Genomic DNA, 15,250 nt, shown 5'->3' on the forward strand with positions numbered 1-15,250 from the left:
CAGGATCAAACTCTCCATAAAAGAGAAAATTTGATTAGCTCAAATTTTTGTATCTGTCGCTTCCGCTTTCGATACATAAAAACATTTGCTGGCATCAATTTTGATGTCCAAAATTTTTGTTTCGTAATTAAACGAAACTTTATTGATTAGCGTTTTGCTTGTTCAGTTTTCAAGGTTCATTATGTCGTCTTCTTCGTTAGTGACGACTTTATAACTTTATCATGTTGTCATTTCGTTGTCAACACTTTTTGTTAATTGTTTTTCGTTGTTTGCTGTTGTTCAGCAGCAACGTGTTTAAATATACCACCTGTATTGCCGTAATGCAACACTTTATAAAAAGAAAAATAATTCGGTTAAATTCAAAAGAATTAATATTGAATATCTACCTATTAAATAGCTACACAAAAATCGTAAAGTTCTTTTCCTTGTCATACTATATAAATGGATATCGCCATACCATTAGAAATCATATGTCATTTATTTATTTTGGATAATGCGATTCTAATAAATAAAAAAATTGTATTTCAAAACTCATTTTCTATGTTTACTTATATTAAATGGAGAATATTCTTTCTCCTTATTTCCCTCTTAATAAAACAAAAATACCATTCTCGAAAACTCGAGAATGGCATGAAGTTATGACTATAAGAAAATAAAGTAACAAAGGAAGATTACGAACATTCCGTACATAATCGGATGTACTTCTTTGCTTCTTCCTGCAACGATCATTGTGATTGGATAGAATAAGAAACCAATTGCGATACCAGTTGCAATTGAGTAACCAAGTGGCATACAAAGAATAACAAGGAACGCAGGGATCGCGATTTCAATTTTATCCCAATCTATTAATTTAAGTGAAGATACCATTAATGCACCTACAATAATTAGTGCCGGTGCTGTTACTGCACCTGTCACTACCGAGAGTATAGGTGAGAAAAATAAAGCTAATAAGAATAACACACCAGTTACAACCGATGCGAAACCAGTACGTGCACCAGCTGCAACCCCTGCAGTAGACTCAATGTAAGAAGTTGTAGTTGATGTACCAAAAATAGCACCTGTTACAGTTGCTAATGAGTCTGCCAGTAATGCTTTACCAGCGCGAGGTAGCTTATTATCTTTAACTAAGCCAGCTTGACCAGCTACTGCCATTAATGTACCTGCTGTATCGAAGAAATCAACGAATAAGAAAGTTAGTACAATGATTAGGAAATCTGGGTTGATCACTGTCTCTTTAAATACTTCAAATGATTTAAAAGCTTCAAATGCTGCGCCAAATGTTGGCTCAACACTTGGAACAGAAGCAATAATCGCTTCAGGTGTATTTACTAAACCGAATATCATACCTACAACAGCTGTTGTAATCATACCGTAGAAAATGCCACCGTTCACTTTTTTCGCCATTAAGATTGCCGTTAGGACTACACCGAACACAGCAAGTAATGCTTCACCTGATGTTACGTCACCAAGTTTTACTAATGTAGCATCATCATTTACGATTATTTTTGCATTTTGGAACCCTACAAATGTAATGAATAGCCCAATACCAGCTCCTACTGCATATTTAAGTTGTGCTGGAATCGCATTAATAATTGTTTCACGAATACCTGATAAAGATAGGATAATAAAAATAAGCCCAGAGAATAACACACCCGTTAACGCCGTCTCCCAAGACATCCCCATACCGATTACTACCGAGAATGCGAAGAATGCATTTAATCCCATACCTGGTGCTAAAGCGATTGGGTACTTAGCAATCAGCCCCATAAATAAACTACCAACTGCTGCCGCTAACGCCGTTGCTACAAATACAGCATCGTAGTCCATCCCTGCCGCAGAAAGCATAATAGGATTCACCGCTAGAATATAAGCCATCGATAAGAAAGTTGTTAATCCACCAAGAAACTCTCGGCGGTAATTTGTTCCGAGTTCTTCAAATTGGAAATATTTTTTCATTTTGAAATTTTCCTCCGTGTTGTCGTCTCCAACATCTGAGTTTTCGATGTAAAAAACAAAAAGACACGCGAAACTTTTAAAAAGCCGCATGTCTACGAATTAAGTCGAGCTAGATTTTATTCCTCTATATCGAAAAGGAAATTCTATATCTTAATCGTAGTCAAATCATTTACGGTGATTTGGTAGAAACTCACGGGCCATATTCCCGACATTATACGACGACATTATTTAATTTACACCATGTACTATATCATCTCACTTTTTAGATTTCAACCATATTTACGAACATTTTTTAATAAAATACAAATAAAGTTCGGAATAACCACGGTATTTCGGACTACCGCTAGCTATATTTGCTATCTTACGTAGCTTTACCTCCGAATAATTAAACTACTTAGTTTTAATTGTTTTTCTCTAACAAATTAAATTTTATTAGATGTCTTTATAATCAGACCCTCTTCATCTTCCTATTTCACCGCCTCGCTAAGGCATCCCATTTTGTGATAAAAAAATTACACATTTGCGAGTGGAATAGAAAATAATAAATCGTCAAAAACTCATTTTGTCAAAATTCATATACAACATATTTTAAAATATGTGCCATTCCGAATTATTCATCAAATCGGCTTTTTACTCAAAAAAATTCCGAATTTAATAATTGCATTATGTTTTTTGTGATTTACTTGTTAGAAGTCACAAATAATTATTATTACACTTTTAAACTATGCATCTGTATATGTCGTTTTAGTTCATTTTTTATATTAACGAGTCTCTATTTTCGTTTAATGAATTAGTAGCGGCATCCTATAAAACACGTACAATGCTTTTCGTCACATCTACTTCTACAAGTTGGACACCTGGGCTATTTAATATCGAGGTTAAAGAAAGATTAGAGAATGAGGTGTTAATTGGATAGGGAATGAGTTGATTTTCGTTTTAGACACCTTCTGTTAAATGCAGTAAATAAAAAGCTTGGAGAAACCTATTATTCATAGGCTCTCCAAGCTTTTCTAGTTGTTATTTAAGTGCGCCTGCCGCTTTGCTTTCGACGCAAACATCAACTTCGCTATCGCGAAAAATTTGTGCGGTGCTAAAGCTCCTCGAAATTTGGTTGATGACTATTCCCACTCAATCGTTGCTGGTGGCTTAGAAGTGATGTCATACAGTACGCGGTTTACGCCGTTCACTTCGTTAACGATACGTACTGAGATTTTTTCTAGTACATCGTAAGGGATACGTGCCCAGTCAGACGTCATGCCGTCGATTGATGTTACGCCGCGGATACCGATAGCGTAGTCATAAGTACGACCGTCGCCCATTACACCTACAGAACGGATGTCTGGTAGTACGCAAAAATATTGCCAAATGTCGCGGTCAAGACCGGCATTTTTGATTTCTTCACGTAAAATGTAATCTGCTTCACGTACGATTTCTAATTTTTCTTCTGTCACTTCACCAAGTACACGAATTCCAAGACCAGGACCTGGGAATGGTTGACGCCATACTATTGCTTCATCTAAACCAAGCTCTAAACCTAAAGCACGTACTTCGTCTTTAAATAATGTGTTAAGAGGTTCGATTAATTTGAACTTCATGTCTTCTGGTAATCCACCTACGTTATGGTGAGATTTAATTGTTTGTGCAGTCGCAGTACCTGACTCAATAATGTCCGTATAAAGCGTACCTTGTGCTAAGAAGTCCATGTCCTTTAATTTCGCAGACTCTTCATCAAATACGTAAATGAATTCATTACCGATGATTTTACGTTTTTGCTCTGGGTCAGACACACCTTTTAACTTGTTCATGAAACGTTCGCGTGCATCTATTTTGATAACTTTCATGTTAAAGCCTTCAGTGAAAGTTTTCATTACTTGCTCAACTTCACCTTTACGGTTTAAGTTGTGATCCACGAACATACATGTTAATTGATCACCAATTGCTTTGTGTAGTAAAACTGCTACTACTGATGAATCTACACCACCAGAAAGTGCGCAAAGAACTTGCTTGTCGCCAACTAACTCACGGATTTTAGCAATTTCGATTTCGATAAAGTTGGCCATTGACCAGTCACCTTTAGCTTCACAAACATCGAATACGAAGTTGCGAAGTAGGTCATTACCGTATACAGAGTGACGAACTTCTGGGTGGAATTGTACAGCGTAGAATTTACGCTCAGCATTAGCCATTGCAGCGATTGGACAAGAAGCACTTGTTGCAATTACTTCAAAGCCAGCTGGTACTTCTGTTACGTGGTCGCCATGGCTCATCCATACGATTTGTTCTGTCGGCAGGTCACCAAATAATTTATTATTTGTCGTTACGTTAATTTCTGCTTTACCGTATTCACGTGTTTCAGCGCTTTCTACTTTACCGCCTTGTGTATGTGCCATTAATTGCATACCATAGCAAATACCTAAAATCGGTAGTCCTAACTCAAAAATCGCTGGGTCTACTTTGAATGCGTTGTCATCGTATACAGAGTTTGGGCCACCTGAAAATACGATACCAGCTGCGTTCATGTCTTTAATTTCTTCGGCTGTAATTGTATGTGGATGTAATTCAGAGAATACCCCGAATTCACGAATACGACGTGTAATTAATTGGTTGAACTGACTACCAAAATCAAGAACAACGATTTTTTCTTGTGATAACAAAGGAGTTGACAATATTTCCACCTCTTCTAATTATTTAAAGGTACCTGTATTGAAGAAAAAACGCGTTGAAAAATTTTTTTCTACGCGTTCATTGTTCAAACGGACATAGTTATGCTTAATTCGCGCATAGCTCGTCCGCCGTCATAGATAAGTTGTTTACGGTAACTTAGTAGAAACGTCCGAACCATATTATCGGACTTATATGAAGGCATACCTCGTCTATTTTTTCTAAATTTTACTCTTTGTAAAGCCTAAAATCAACTAGTAGTGCGATTGATTAAATATTCCCAACTTTCTTTAAGTTTATCGAAATCCAATTCCTCAGCTTTTTCGGCATAAATAGAACGTTCATATGCTTCCGTTAATTTTGACATATGATCTGTGTCGAAATGTGCATCAACCGCGCGTGCAAAGCTTTGTAACGTTTGGTTTTTACTTCTTTTTAAGCCGTAACGTTCTAATTGCTTTAATAATTGTGCATATGAAAGCTCGAATATATGTGCATCTTGTTTTTTCCGACGATTTAGTTGCACATATATTTTCGGCAACCATTTGCGGCGACTTCTAAACATTATTAATACAAGGAAACAAGCAATAACTACAATTGCTATTAGCCAGTTTTTATATTTTTTTAGCAGTTCAGGTATATTAAACATGCTTACAGATTTGGCATTTGCCTTAGCAGCTTTTTGTTCCTCACGCTGCTGTTCCTCCAATTTTTGCTGTTCTTCAAGAGGCACATCATTTTGCTGCTCTGCTCTTTGCGCATCATATTCAATCGAAACTTGATTTGAGAAACCAATCGTCGGTTCAAATTGCATCCAACCGACACCATCAATATACGCTTCAACCCATGAATGGGCATCATTATTTTGAATTTCGTACACGAGTAAGCCATCATCATCTCGACTAATTTGTTTCCCTCCCGCAAAGCCTTTTACCCAGCGCGCAGGAATACCAACAGAACGCAACATCACAACCATTGATGTAGAGAAATTATCGCAATAACCCATTTTTGTTTCAAATAAAAACTGATCGACATAATCTTGTTCAGCAGTTGGAATTCCTACATTTTTCGTTTCATACACATAGCCATTCTGTCGAAAATAACGTTCAATCGCACGCGCCTTATCATATGACGTTGATGCAATAGCCGTCACTTGCTCAGCAAGCTCTCCTACTCTTTCTGGCAAAGTATCAGGGAGTTGTAAAAAACGCGCATCTACTTTCGTTTTCGCTACATCTACTGCTTTTAGCGCTGTAAAACTATAGGAAGGCTCACGATAAATAAGTTCATAATGCTCTAACACAACCGGACTACCATCAACTAGTGTTAGTAATTTTTCACTTTGTTCATTAAAACGTGTTGCTCCGTTAATTTGATCAAACATAACTCGCTCTAGCCCGTAAGCTTGCAAAACGAAAGTTTGGTTCACTAACGGAAAAATTTTTGCTGTTGCAGGTTTCTCTCCTAAAGGAATCGTCAATGGGATTGGCGTATTAACAGACAAGTCCAATACTCCGAAGTCACCTTCTGAAGATGTCCAGCCCTTTGACGTATAATAATCCTTCGTTTCCACTCGCCAATATTGTTTTTTAGGGGCATGCACACGAAATACAACTGTATCATCCGCAGAAAATGAACCACCTAGTTGTTCATCATTATTACCATAACCTACTTTTTTTACTGCACTACTTCCTCCTTGTCCCGCAATATTTTTTATATACGGAACCGGATCTGGCCATTGCGGTGCTGCTTTTGGTAATAATACCGCCCCAATCCCTGATAGCCCGATTAATAAAATAATCGGCATCGCATATAAAATATATCTATGCCATTCTAGCTCCACACCTGTAGAGATGATTAGACGCTTCATAAATAACAACGCCGTCATAATGAGACCTAATAGCATTACTTTTACAATTGCTGCCGAACCGTCGTAATCACTAAACGTATCAAGTGTTGCAATAAAGAAAATCGTTAACACTAAAAAATAGTAGATTGTCATGCGTACTGTTATCCAATGATGAATTAAATAAATAAGCATCCAAATAAGAACGAAAAATAACATCGTACGAAACGGATCAGATACTGCTGTAAAATTACCATTTACTATCTGAGTTATATTCCATGATAATTCCGTTAATAAAAATCTTGCACCTTCCATCGAAATCATCGGGTAATCACTATACACATTGACAATGAAAATATTGATATAACTAATTTTCAATATCCATGAAATAATGATATTGATTTGTAATAAAGAAATGATGAGCGACATCACTACAAATCCTAAAAAATATTCAAAATAGCCTGTCCCCGTTAATTCCATAATTGGATATAGCCATTCTCGTAAAATTAATAACAATATAATGTAATAAATACTATATTCTATATAATACAATCCATTTTTTTTCACGGTTTATTCACCTCCGTGAACGCTTGACTAAACATATCTTCCGTTAAATAGACAACTCGACTTTGTCCAATAGTACGCTGGGGTGCATCAATTGTTTTTAATTGTTCTTTTGTAACAACGACAAAGCAAATAACGGCACGCGTATATTTAGCACTATCCATTAGTACTTCCTTGCAATCTTTCGTTAATTCACCCGTAACTATGACAAGCACAGAGCGACTTAGTTCCTTTTGATCGCCGCGTAATAAAGTCGCTGCCGTATTTTCCCCATTCGCCTCAACAACTGCTAGATGTTGCATTACTTTCTCTAACTGACTTTCTGTTCTTACAAATGGCATATTTAATCGGTTTTCACCAGCTGTCGCAAACGATACGTCCACACGATTTTTGACAATTATCTTCATAATAGAGGCTGTCAAATCAACTGCTTCTTCAAAAAGTTTCGAGGAGTTTTGCTGTAAACAAACGAATATTTGCTGTGATTGCCGATCTTCAAATTCCTTTGTACGTAACGTCGAATTTTTCGCAAAGGACTTCCAGTGAATCCACGAAAACCGATCGCCGGGCTGGTAGTCGCGTACACCTGTTGCCATCGTTGTATCTTTCACAATTGAATATTTCGACAAAGCTGCACCTTGATCATATTGCATATGCATCGATGAAAAAGCCAAATCCGTTGTTTTCGGATAAACCAGAAAAACTTGTGGCGCTCTTACCTGCTTTTGACGTATCGTCCAACCAAAAAAGTCTGTTACTATAAACTCTAGCCCTTTAAATTGATATTCTCCACGTTGCAAATCCTCTATTACATAAGTCCATTCAAACTCTCGTTTAATACCGACAAAAAATAATTTCCCATGCTCGCTTTGTTTTTCAAAATGACTGATTTCACGCACTGTCATAAAAATAAGCGGAAAAAATGTTTTATTGCGGAAACGAACAGTAATTAGTAAATCATCGCCACGTTTCAAATGGGTTGGCAATACTTCCCGTTCGATTTGCGAAAAACGCAACGGGACCAGACTAAGAAGAACGGAATAAATTAAAAATGGAATGACCGTAAAGAAGATGAACCAACTAACAAATCCCCCTTGAAACATCGCAAAACAAAATGTAAAAATAATCAGTGCGACAACGCTTAAAACACGGCCGCTATCCTTTAAAAAGGTGCGGACTTTCTTCATTGCTCGCTATACCTTTTTACCGGCACTGTTTCACGGTCAATAATTCGTCGTAATATACTTTCTGGCGTCACTCCATCATAACGCGCTTCCGGCTGTAAAATAAGACGATGGCCGAATACGAAAGGCGCTAAATACTGTACATCATCAGGCTTTACAAAATCACGCCCTCGCAGTAACGCATAGGCTTGGGAAGCTTTCATTAATGCTATGGATGCTCGCGGACTAACCCCTAAATACACTTGCGAATCTATACGTGTAGCACGAGCTAGCTCAACAATATAACCTTTTACATTATCCTCCACGAACACTTCCTGCACTTGCTGTTGTAGTGCGAGTAATTCATCTAAAGTTAGTACAGCCTGAATTTGTTCAATCGGCTTATTATGCTGTGCACGTCTTAGTACTTCTAATTCATCTTCCGCCGAAGGGTAACCCATTCTAATTTTTAATAAAAAACGATCCAGCTGGGCTTCAGGTAGTGGGTAGGTGCCTTCGTATTCAATTGGATTTTGCGTCGCCATAACGAAGAAAGGCTTTGGAATTTCAAGTGTCTCCCCATCAATTGTTACAGAAGCCTCTTCCATCCCTTCTAATAAAGCAGACTGTGTTTTCGGCGATGTTCGATTAATTTCGTCAGCTAATACGATATTACCTATAATCGGGCCAGGTCTAAATTCAAACTGAAGTGTTTTCGGGTTATAAATGGACACCCCGACAACATCTGAAGGTAATAAATCTGGGGTAAATTGGATACGTCGAAAACGAGCACTTACCGATTTCGCCAACGAACGCACCATCATCGTTTTCCCTACACCTGGAACATCCTCAAGTAGCACATGTCCTCCAGCAAGTAGTGCCACAACACTCAGCTCAGCTACTTCACGTTTCCCTATCATTACTTTTTCTATATTTTCAATGATTGCTTCAATTTGTTGATGCATCAAAAAAACCTCCTCGGCCAACTCGACATATTTTTGTAATTTTTACTATATTAAGCATAATCTAAAAGAGGTGCTGAACTCAAATAAAAGACAAATAGATGCAGCGTCAAATATAAAAAATGCCCCGAAAATACAAATTTCTACTTTCGGGACATCGACATTATATCGAAGTTCGGTATGTGTGATGACGGCTTTTTATTTTACTAGCATAGCTAATGATTTTAGATGTTTGTAATAAACTATTACGAATAGCTGCTGAATTTGCGTTATATTGCATGCCCTTCACTATAAGATGAGGGCTATTTTTCAACACAATACTCTTTTTCTTTTGAGCTTGTTTTTTCTTTGGCTGAAAAGGCTGTTGCGGTGCTTGGTGAAACTGTTGGCCGCCACCTTCATCCATTATTCGATGAAACATTTCATTCGTTTGTAAATATTGCTTCGAGTTACGAAAGATGCTACTTTGCGTTGCCCCTACTCTAGAAGTCCTCATCACACATACCTCCTTTCTAAAATTCCAATCATCCTTAGGTAATTATATCGACATTTTCGCAAATAAATAAAGCAAAGGTTCCGACTCAAAATACCTTTTCAGTCGGAACCTTTGCTCGAGGCGGTGGTGGATGTGATCACCACAGGAGCAATATTTCTTAATGGATAATTATCAAGGAGAGACGGGGGCCGGAAAGATTCACTTTCTGGATACCCCTACAAAATGCACTCATAGTTATTTTATCACTTCCAAAAATCATCAAAAATCGTAATCGGCATATGACGTTTATGTTGTGAGCGTAAGTAATGCCCCTCTAAAACTTGCTGCGCCGCTTCAGGGATCACTTTACCCTCTAAATAATCATCTATTTGTTCATATGTGACATTAAGTGCGGTTTCATCTGGCAAAGATGGACGATCTTCCTCTAAATCAGCAGTCGGCACTTTCATATATAAGTGTTCAGGACATTTTAAATGCGCTAAAATCTGCTTTCCTTGACGTTTATTTAAACGGTAAATTGGCATTAAATCCGCGCCACCATCACCAAATTTCGTATAGAAGCCCGTTATCGCCTCTGCAGCATGATCTGTTCCAAGTACGACACCGCCATTCATTGCCGCAATTGAAAACTGTACTTTCATACGTTCACGCGCTTTTTCATTGCCTTTTGCAAAATCACTTAGCTCCACATTAGCTGCAGCAAGCGCACGGACACTTGCATCTACGGCTTCTTTAATATTCACAGTATAAACATGTGTCGGCTTAATAAATTCAAGGGCATCTTGGCAGTCTTGCTCATCAAATTGTACTCCATATGGCAAACGGACAGCCCAAAACGAATATTTTGCTTCGCCAGCCTCCGTATTTATTTCATTGACCGCCATTTGTGCCAACTTTCCTACTAGCGTCGAGTCTTGCCCACCACTAATTCCTAATACAAAGCCTTTTACAAATGTATATTTCTTTGCATATTCCTTTAGGAAGTTGATTGATTTACGAATTTCTTGTTCGACATTAATTACTGGTAGCACCTTTAACTCTTTAATAATGCGCTGTTGCAAGCTCATGATTCCACACTCCTTAACGTCGTTCGAGATTTTGTACCATTTCACGTACTTCTTGAATATTGCGCATTTTATTGTCCCAGCACTTTTGACTTAAATCAACTGGATATTCTTCTGGGTTTAGCGAGCGTTTATATTCATCCCATAGCAGCTCTAAATTATCCGCAGCGTATTTGCGCATGTCTGCTAACGGTGGATTTTTATATATTATTTCACCATTTTTAATAACTTGAGTATGCAAGTTTTTCGCTTCAAAATTCGTTACGAACTTTGATACAAATGTATGCACAGGATGGAACATTTTTATTTTCTCTTCTTCTTGCGGATTTTCATCTTCCATTACTATATAATCGCCTTCTGATTTACGTGTCGTCCGGTCGATAATACGGTACACCTTTTTCAGTCCTGGTGTCGTAACTTTTTCAGCATTGGCAGAGATTTTAATCGTATCTTCCATTTTCCCTTCTGCATTTTCAATGGCTACCATTTTATACACTGCACCTAATGCTGGTTGGTCATATGCTGTAATTAGTTTTGTCCCAATTCCCCACATATCAACACGTGCACCTTGCGCTTTTAAGTTTAAAATTGTGTATTCATCTAAATCGTTCGAAACAATTACTTTTGCATTTGGGAAGCCTGCTTCATCTAACATGCGGCGTGCTTCTTTTGATAAAAACGCAATGTCTCCACTATCTAAACGAATACCGATGAAATTAATTTTATCGCCTAGCTCTTTCGCTACTTTGATGGCAGTTGGTACACCTGATTTCAAAGTATTATACGTATCCACTAAAAATACGCAATCACGGTGTCGTTTTGCATACGCATGGAACGCATCATAATCGTTTTTATATGCTTGTACTAAAGCATGTGCGTGCGTGCCTGATACTTGAATACCAAATTTTTTGCCTGCACGAACATTCGATGTTGATTCAAATCCTCCAATGACAGCTGCTCTTGCTCCCCACAAGGCAGCATCCATTTCCTGGGCTCTTCTTGTCCCAAACTCCATGCCTACTTCATCTTTAATTACTTGTTTGATACGGCTCGCTTTAGTTGCAATTAACGTTTGGAAATTGACGATATTCAGCAATGCGGTTTCAATTAGTTGTGCTTCTACTAAAGGTGCTTCGATGCGAACAATCGGCTCATTACTAAAAACGAGTTCACCTTCAACCATTGAATGAACCGTACCTGTAAAACGGACTTCTTTTAAATAATCTAAAAAGTCTTCACTATAACCTAACTCTTCATGTAAATACGCAATATCAGTTTGTGTGAATCGGAAATTTTGTAAATAATCCAGTATACGCTCTAATCCCGCAAACACGGCGTAGCCATTCCCGAATGGTAGCTTTCTAAAATATAACTCAAATACAGCCTTTCTATTATGAACGCCATCAGCCCAGTAGCTTTCTGCCATATTAATTTGATATAAGTCGGTGTGTAGCGTTAAGCTATCATCTTCATACTTCGATTTCATAAAAAGTCCCTTCTTCCGAAACATATTAATCATAGTATACACCATTTAAGTTTTCTTTCAGGTCTGAATACTCTTGAACAAGAAATCTTCCATAGTCGCTTAATAGTTTTACTATGCATCAAGTGTGATCAATTACCTTTTATTGTTAATGCAATGTCCAGTTTCCTCAAACTTGAACATTGTTACAAGGAGAATCGATTTTCGTGTTAGCCATCTTTTCCCTTTTGATTTACTAGACTTTGAGTCGTATTCTTTTATTATTAGAACTAAAAGGAGACCATTATGACAGCACAATATGCTATCGAGTTCCGCAACGTTTGCTATAAAGCAGGCGAGCAAACAATTTTAGATAATGTTTCAGGGCAATTTTTAGCAGGACATATTACAACACTCATCGGTCCTTCTGGCGCAGGTAAAACGACGTTACTAAAAATGTGTAACGCACTTCTGTCCCCTACAAGTGGTGCTATTAATATTTTTGGTGATGCGTTAGAATCTTTTGAACCACCTGTCTTACGGAGAAAGGTCGGTATCGTCTTACAAAATGCCCCCATCTTACGGACAACTGTTTTTGAAAACTTGGCTTTGCCGCGCAAACTACAACATAAATCATTATCGAAAGATGAAGCACTTCAAGCATTAACCGACGTCGGGTTAGATACATCCTTTTTGATGCATCCAGCAAATGCCTTATCCGGCGGCCAAAAGCAAAAGCTCGCCATTGCAAGAACACTCATTAATGATTCTGATATTTTGTTGCTTGACGAAATTACATCTGCTCTCGATCCACAGTCTGTACATGAAATCGAGGAGTTAATTTTAAAAATTCAGCAAAAGGGCGTAACGATTATTTGGATTACACATAATATCGAGCAGGCAAAAAAAATCGGGGATATGACGTGGATGATGGCACGCGGAAAAGTAATCGCAAGTGGCTCATCATCTGAAGTATTTGACTCTACCGATTCACGTGTACAAACCTTTTTAGGCGGAGGTGCCAAATGACTTATACAACACTTTCTTTGACACTTATATTTATTTTAATTCCACTTATTTTATCGAAAACATTAAAGCTTGGGCTTGAAAAAGATACGATTATCGCAACGATTCGCTCCGTTGTTCAACTGCTCGCTGTTGGTTATGTGCTGAAGTTTATTTTCGACGCCAGCAGTCCTATTTATATGATCTTAATGATAGTGCTCATGATTGTAGTGGCTACATTAAATGCAAGTAAAAAAGGCAAAAATATTCCTGGTGTCGTCTGGAAGCTAGGGCTAACATTAGCTATTGTTGAGCTAGTGACTCAAGGTGTGCTATTAGGCTTCCATATTATCCCGATAGCACCGCAATATATTATCCCGATTAGCGGCATGTTAATCGGGAATGCAATGGTATTATCTATTTTATTTTTAAATCGCTTCTCATCCGAAATCGAAGCAAATGAACATGAAATCGAGCTAATTTTATCGCTTGGAGGTACACCAAAGCAGGCCGTTCATCGCCATTTAACGAATGCAATCAAAGCTAGTATGATACCAACAATTGAAGCACAAAAAACGATCGGGCTCGTACAACTACCAGGTATGATGAGCGGGCAAATTATCGGTGGGGCTGATCCAATCCAAGCAGTACAGTTTCAAATTTTAATTGTTTTCGCTCTCTTAACATGTGCTACTTTATCTAGTATTATTTTTGGTTTTTTAATTTATCCGACATTGTTTAACGAACGTATGCAAATGATAAATAAAGCTATTACATAATTTCCGTAACCCCTAGCGTTTTTTTCCATAAACGAAGGAATATGCTATAATTTATTTTGCATCGCAAAAACAAATCGCACAAATGCATAAACCATTTTCAGATGCACTAGGCATATAAGTAAAATCATTATAGTTAGGGGAGCTTTTTATGGTATTACGTGATTTTTTCATTAAACTTTCTGAGAATCAAATTTTAAATGACGCAGCACAAAAATACGGTTTAAAATTAGGGGCACAAAGCGTTGTAGCTGGCACAAATATTCCTGAAGTAATGACAAGCATTAAGCAATTAAATGCACAAGGTATTTCATGTACAGTTGATAATTTAGGTGAATTTGTTTTTGAAGAAGCAGAAGCAACAAAAGCAAAAGAACAAATTTTAGCTGTTATTGAGGCGATTCATTCTGAAGGTGTTGATGCACATATCTCATTAAAGCCATCTCAGCTCGGTCTCGATATTGATATTGATTTTTGCTATGACAACTTACGTGAAATCGTAGAAAAAGCAGCGGAGTACGATATTTTCGTAAACTTCGATATGGAAAACTACGAGCGTTTACAAGTGTCATTCGATATGCTAGAAGAATTATCAAAAACATTTGATAATGTGGGGACAGTTATTCAAGCGTACTTTTTCCGCGCAAAAGAGGACATTGAGAAGTATAAAAACTTCCGCTTACGCATTGTAAAAGGGGCTTATAAGGAGCCTGAAACAGTCGCTTACCAAGATAAATTAGATATCGATTTAAACTTTATTGAATTAATAGAATACCATTTACTACACGGGAAATTTACATCGATCGCAACACACGACCATAATATTATCGCGCATGTGAAACGCTTCGTGAAAGATAACGATATCCCGCACGATAAATTCGAATTCCAAATGCTATACGGCTTCCGTAAAGAAATGCAAGTTGCATTAGCACAAGAAGGCTATAATTTCTGTACGTATGTCCCATTCGGCAATGATTGGTACGGCTACTTTATGCGCCGTCTTGCAGAACGCCCACAAAATCTAAACCTTGTCACAAAGCAAGTGTTTAATAAAAAGACTAACACGTTCTTAGCAGTTGCTGCAGGTGCATTTGTACTCGGACGATTAACGAAAAAGAAATAAATAAGAAATGCGCAAGCGCCCCGTTTAGCCCCGACAGCTGCTTGCTGACCAGCGAGCGAAAGCATCTCTCCCGCTTTCGACCGAGGGGCAGAAGCGACCTCGAGGGGCTGGGCGCTGGAGCTAGACACTACTCAAAAATATATACTTTCTTATCTAATAATGAATGGCTATG

11 protein-coding genes and 2 riboswitches are annotated in these 15,250 nt (G+C 37.8%); of the genes, 3 read left to right on the forward strand and 8 right to left on the reverse strand.

The window, feature by feature from the left end:
- Nucleotides 1-642: 642 nt before the first annotated feature.
- The 8 genes from AAFN87_RS18820 to AAFN87_RS18855 form a co-directional block, all read right to left on the reverse strand.
- Nucleotides 643-1,956 (reverse strand): NCS2 family permease, encoded by a 1,314-nt coding sequence (locus AAFN87_RS18820; protein ID WP_347792604.1) that lies wholly within the window; start codon nucleotides 1,954-1,956, stop codon nucleotides 643-645.
- 137 nt (nucleotides 1,957-2,093) lie between these two features.
- A riboswitch (purine riboswitch) is annotated at nucleotides 2,094-2,195 on the reverse strand.
- 879 nt (nucleotides 2,196-3,074) lie between these two features.
- A complete protein-coding gene (gene guaA / locus AAFN87_RS18825) occupies nucleotides 3,075-4,625 on the reverse strand; it encodes a glutamine-hydrolyzing GMP synthase (protein WP_347792652.1) in 1,551 nt (516 codons plus the stop codon).
- Between the two features lie 109 nt (nucleotides 4,626-4,734).
- Nucleotides 4,735-4,836, reverse strand: a riboswitch (purine riboswitch).
- Between the two features lie 31 nt (nucleotides 4,837-4,867).
- Complete coding sequence (locus AAFN87_RS18830; protein WP_347792605.1) at nucleotides 4,868-7,030, reverse strand: transglutaminase TgpA family protein; 2,163 nt, start codon at nucleotides 7,028-7,030, stop codon at nucleotides 4,868-4,870.
- Nucleotides 7,027-8,214: a DUF58 domain-containing protein gene (locus AAFN87_RS18835; protein WP_347792606.1), complete on the reverse strand. Its 1,188-nt coding sequence runs from the start codon at nucleotides 8,212-8,214 to the stop codon at nucleotides 7,027-7,029. The genes AAFN87_RS18830 and AAFN87_RS18835 overlap by 4 nt, the downstream gene beginning before the upstream one ends.
- Nucleotides 8,211-9,155, reverse strand: a complete 945-nt coding sequence (locus AAFN87_RS18840; RefSeq protein ID WP_347792607.1) for an AAA family ATPase — start codon at nucleotides 9,153-9,155, stop codon at nucleotides 8,211-8,213. Before AAFN87_RS18840 ends, AAFN87_RS18835 begins: the two co-directional genes overlap by 4 nt.
- 160 nt (nucleotides 9,156-9,315) lie before the next feature.
- On the reverse strand, nucleotides 9,316-9,648 hold the full coding sequence (locus AAFN87_RS18845) for a hypothetical protein (RefSeq protein WP_347792608.1): 333 nt from the start codon (nucleotides 9,646-9,648) through the stop codon (nucleotides 9,316-9,318).
- Between the two features lie 242 nt (nucleotides 9,649-9,890).
- Nucleotides 9,891-10,715: an ammonia-dependent NAD(+) synthetase gene (gene nadE / locus AAFN87_RS18850; protein WP_347792609.1), complete on the reverse strand. Its 825-nt coding sequence runs from the start codon at nucleotides 10,713-10,715 to the stop codon at nucleotides 9,891-9,893.
- A 13-nt stretch (nucleotides 10,716-10,728) separates the two neighbouring features.
- Nucleotides 10,729-12,198 carry a nicotinate phosphoribosyltransferase gene (locus tag AAFN87_RS18855; RefSeq protein ID WP_347792610.1) on the reverse strand — a complete coding sequence of 490 codons (1,470 nt, stop codon included), beginning with the start codon at nucleotides 12,196-12,198 and terminating at the stop codon, nucleotides 10,729-10,731.
- Nucleotides 12,199-12,480: 282 nt separating this feature from the next.
- Between AAFN87_RS18855 and AAFN87_RS18860 the strand changes: the two genes are divergently transcribed.
- The 3 genes from AAFN87_RS18860 (at nucleotide 12,481) to AAFN87_RS18870 (ending at nucleotide 15,078) form a co-directional block, all read left to right on the forward strand.
- Nucleotides 12,481-13,203 carry an ABC transporter ATP-binding protein gene (locus tag AAFN87_RS18860; protein WP_347792611.1) on the forward strand — a complete coding sequence of 241 codons (723 nt, stop codon included), beginning with the start codon at nucleotides 12,481-12,483 and terminating at the stop codon, nucleotides 13,201-13,203.
- Nucleotides 13,200-13,958 carry an ABC transporter permease gene (locus AAFN87_RS18865; protein ID WP_347792612.1) on the forward strand — a complete coding sequence of 253 codons (759 nt, stop codon included), beginning with the start codon at nucleotides 13,200-13,202 and terminating at the stop codon, nucleotides 13,956-13,958. Before AAFN87_RS18860 ends, AAFN87_RS18865 begins: the two co-directional genes overlap by 4 nt.
- Before the next feature lie 148 nt (nucleotides 13,959-14,106).
- Nucleotides 14,107-15,078, forward strand: a complete 972-nt coding sequence (locus AAFN87_RS18870; RefSeq protein WP_347792613.1) for a proline dehydrogenase family protein — start codon at nucleotides 14,107-14,109, stop codon at nucleotides 15,076-15,078.
- Nucleotides 15,079-15,250: the final 172 nt, after the last annotated feature.

Source organism: Solibacillus sp. CAU 1738, from assembly GCF_039888725.1.
GTDB lineage: Bacteria > Bacillota > Bacilli > Bacillales_A > Planococcaceae > Metasolibacillus.

What these genes read in the sequence shown, in the direction of transcription:
- AAFN87_RS18820 (WP_347792604.1), bottom strand. Translation starts at nt 1,956, where the DNA reads ATGAAAAAATATTTCCAATTTGAAGAACTCGGAACAAATTACCGCCGA.
- AAFN87_RS18835 (WP_347792606.1), bottom strand. Translation starts at nt 8,214, where the DNA reads ATGAAGAAAGTCCGCACCTTTTTAAAGGATAGCGGCCGTGTTTTAAGC.
- AAFN87_RS18840 (WP_347792607.1), bottom strand. Translation starts at nt 9,155, where the DNA reads ATGCATCAACAAATTGAAGCAATCATTGAAAATATAGAAAAAGTAATG.
- AAFN87_RS18845 (WP_347792608.1), bottom strand. Translation starts at nt 9,648, where the DNA reads ATGAGGACTTCTAGAGTAGGGGCAACGCAAAGTAGCATCTTTCGTAAC.
- nadE (WP_347792609.1), bottom strand. Translation starts at nt 10,715, where the DNA reads ATGAGCTTGCAACAGCGCATTATTAAAGAGTTAAAGGTGCTACCAGTA.
- AAFN87_RS18855 (WP_347792610.1), bottom strand. Translation starts at nt 12,198, where the DNA reads ATGAAATCGAAGTATGAAGATGATAGCTTAACGCTACACACCGACTTA.
- AAFN87_RS18860 (WP_347792611.1), top strand. Translation starts at nt 12,481, where the DNA reads ATGACAGCACAATATGCTATCGAGTTCCGCAACGTTTGCTATAAAGCA.
- AAFN87_RS18865 (WP_347792612.1), top strand. Translation starts at nt 13,200, where the DNA reads ATGACTTATACAACACTTTCTTTGACACTTATATTTATTTTAATTCCA.
- AAFN87_RS18870 (WP_347792613.1), top strand. Translation starts at nt 14,107, where the DNA reads ATGGTATTACGTGATTTTTTCATTAAACTTTCTGAGAATCAAATTTTA.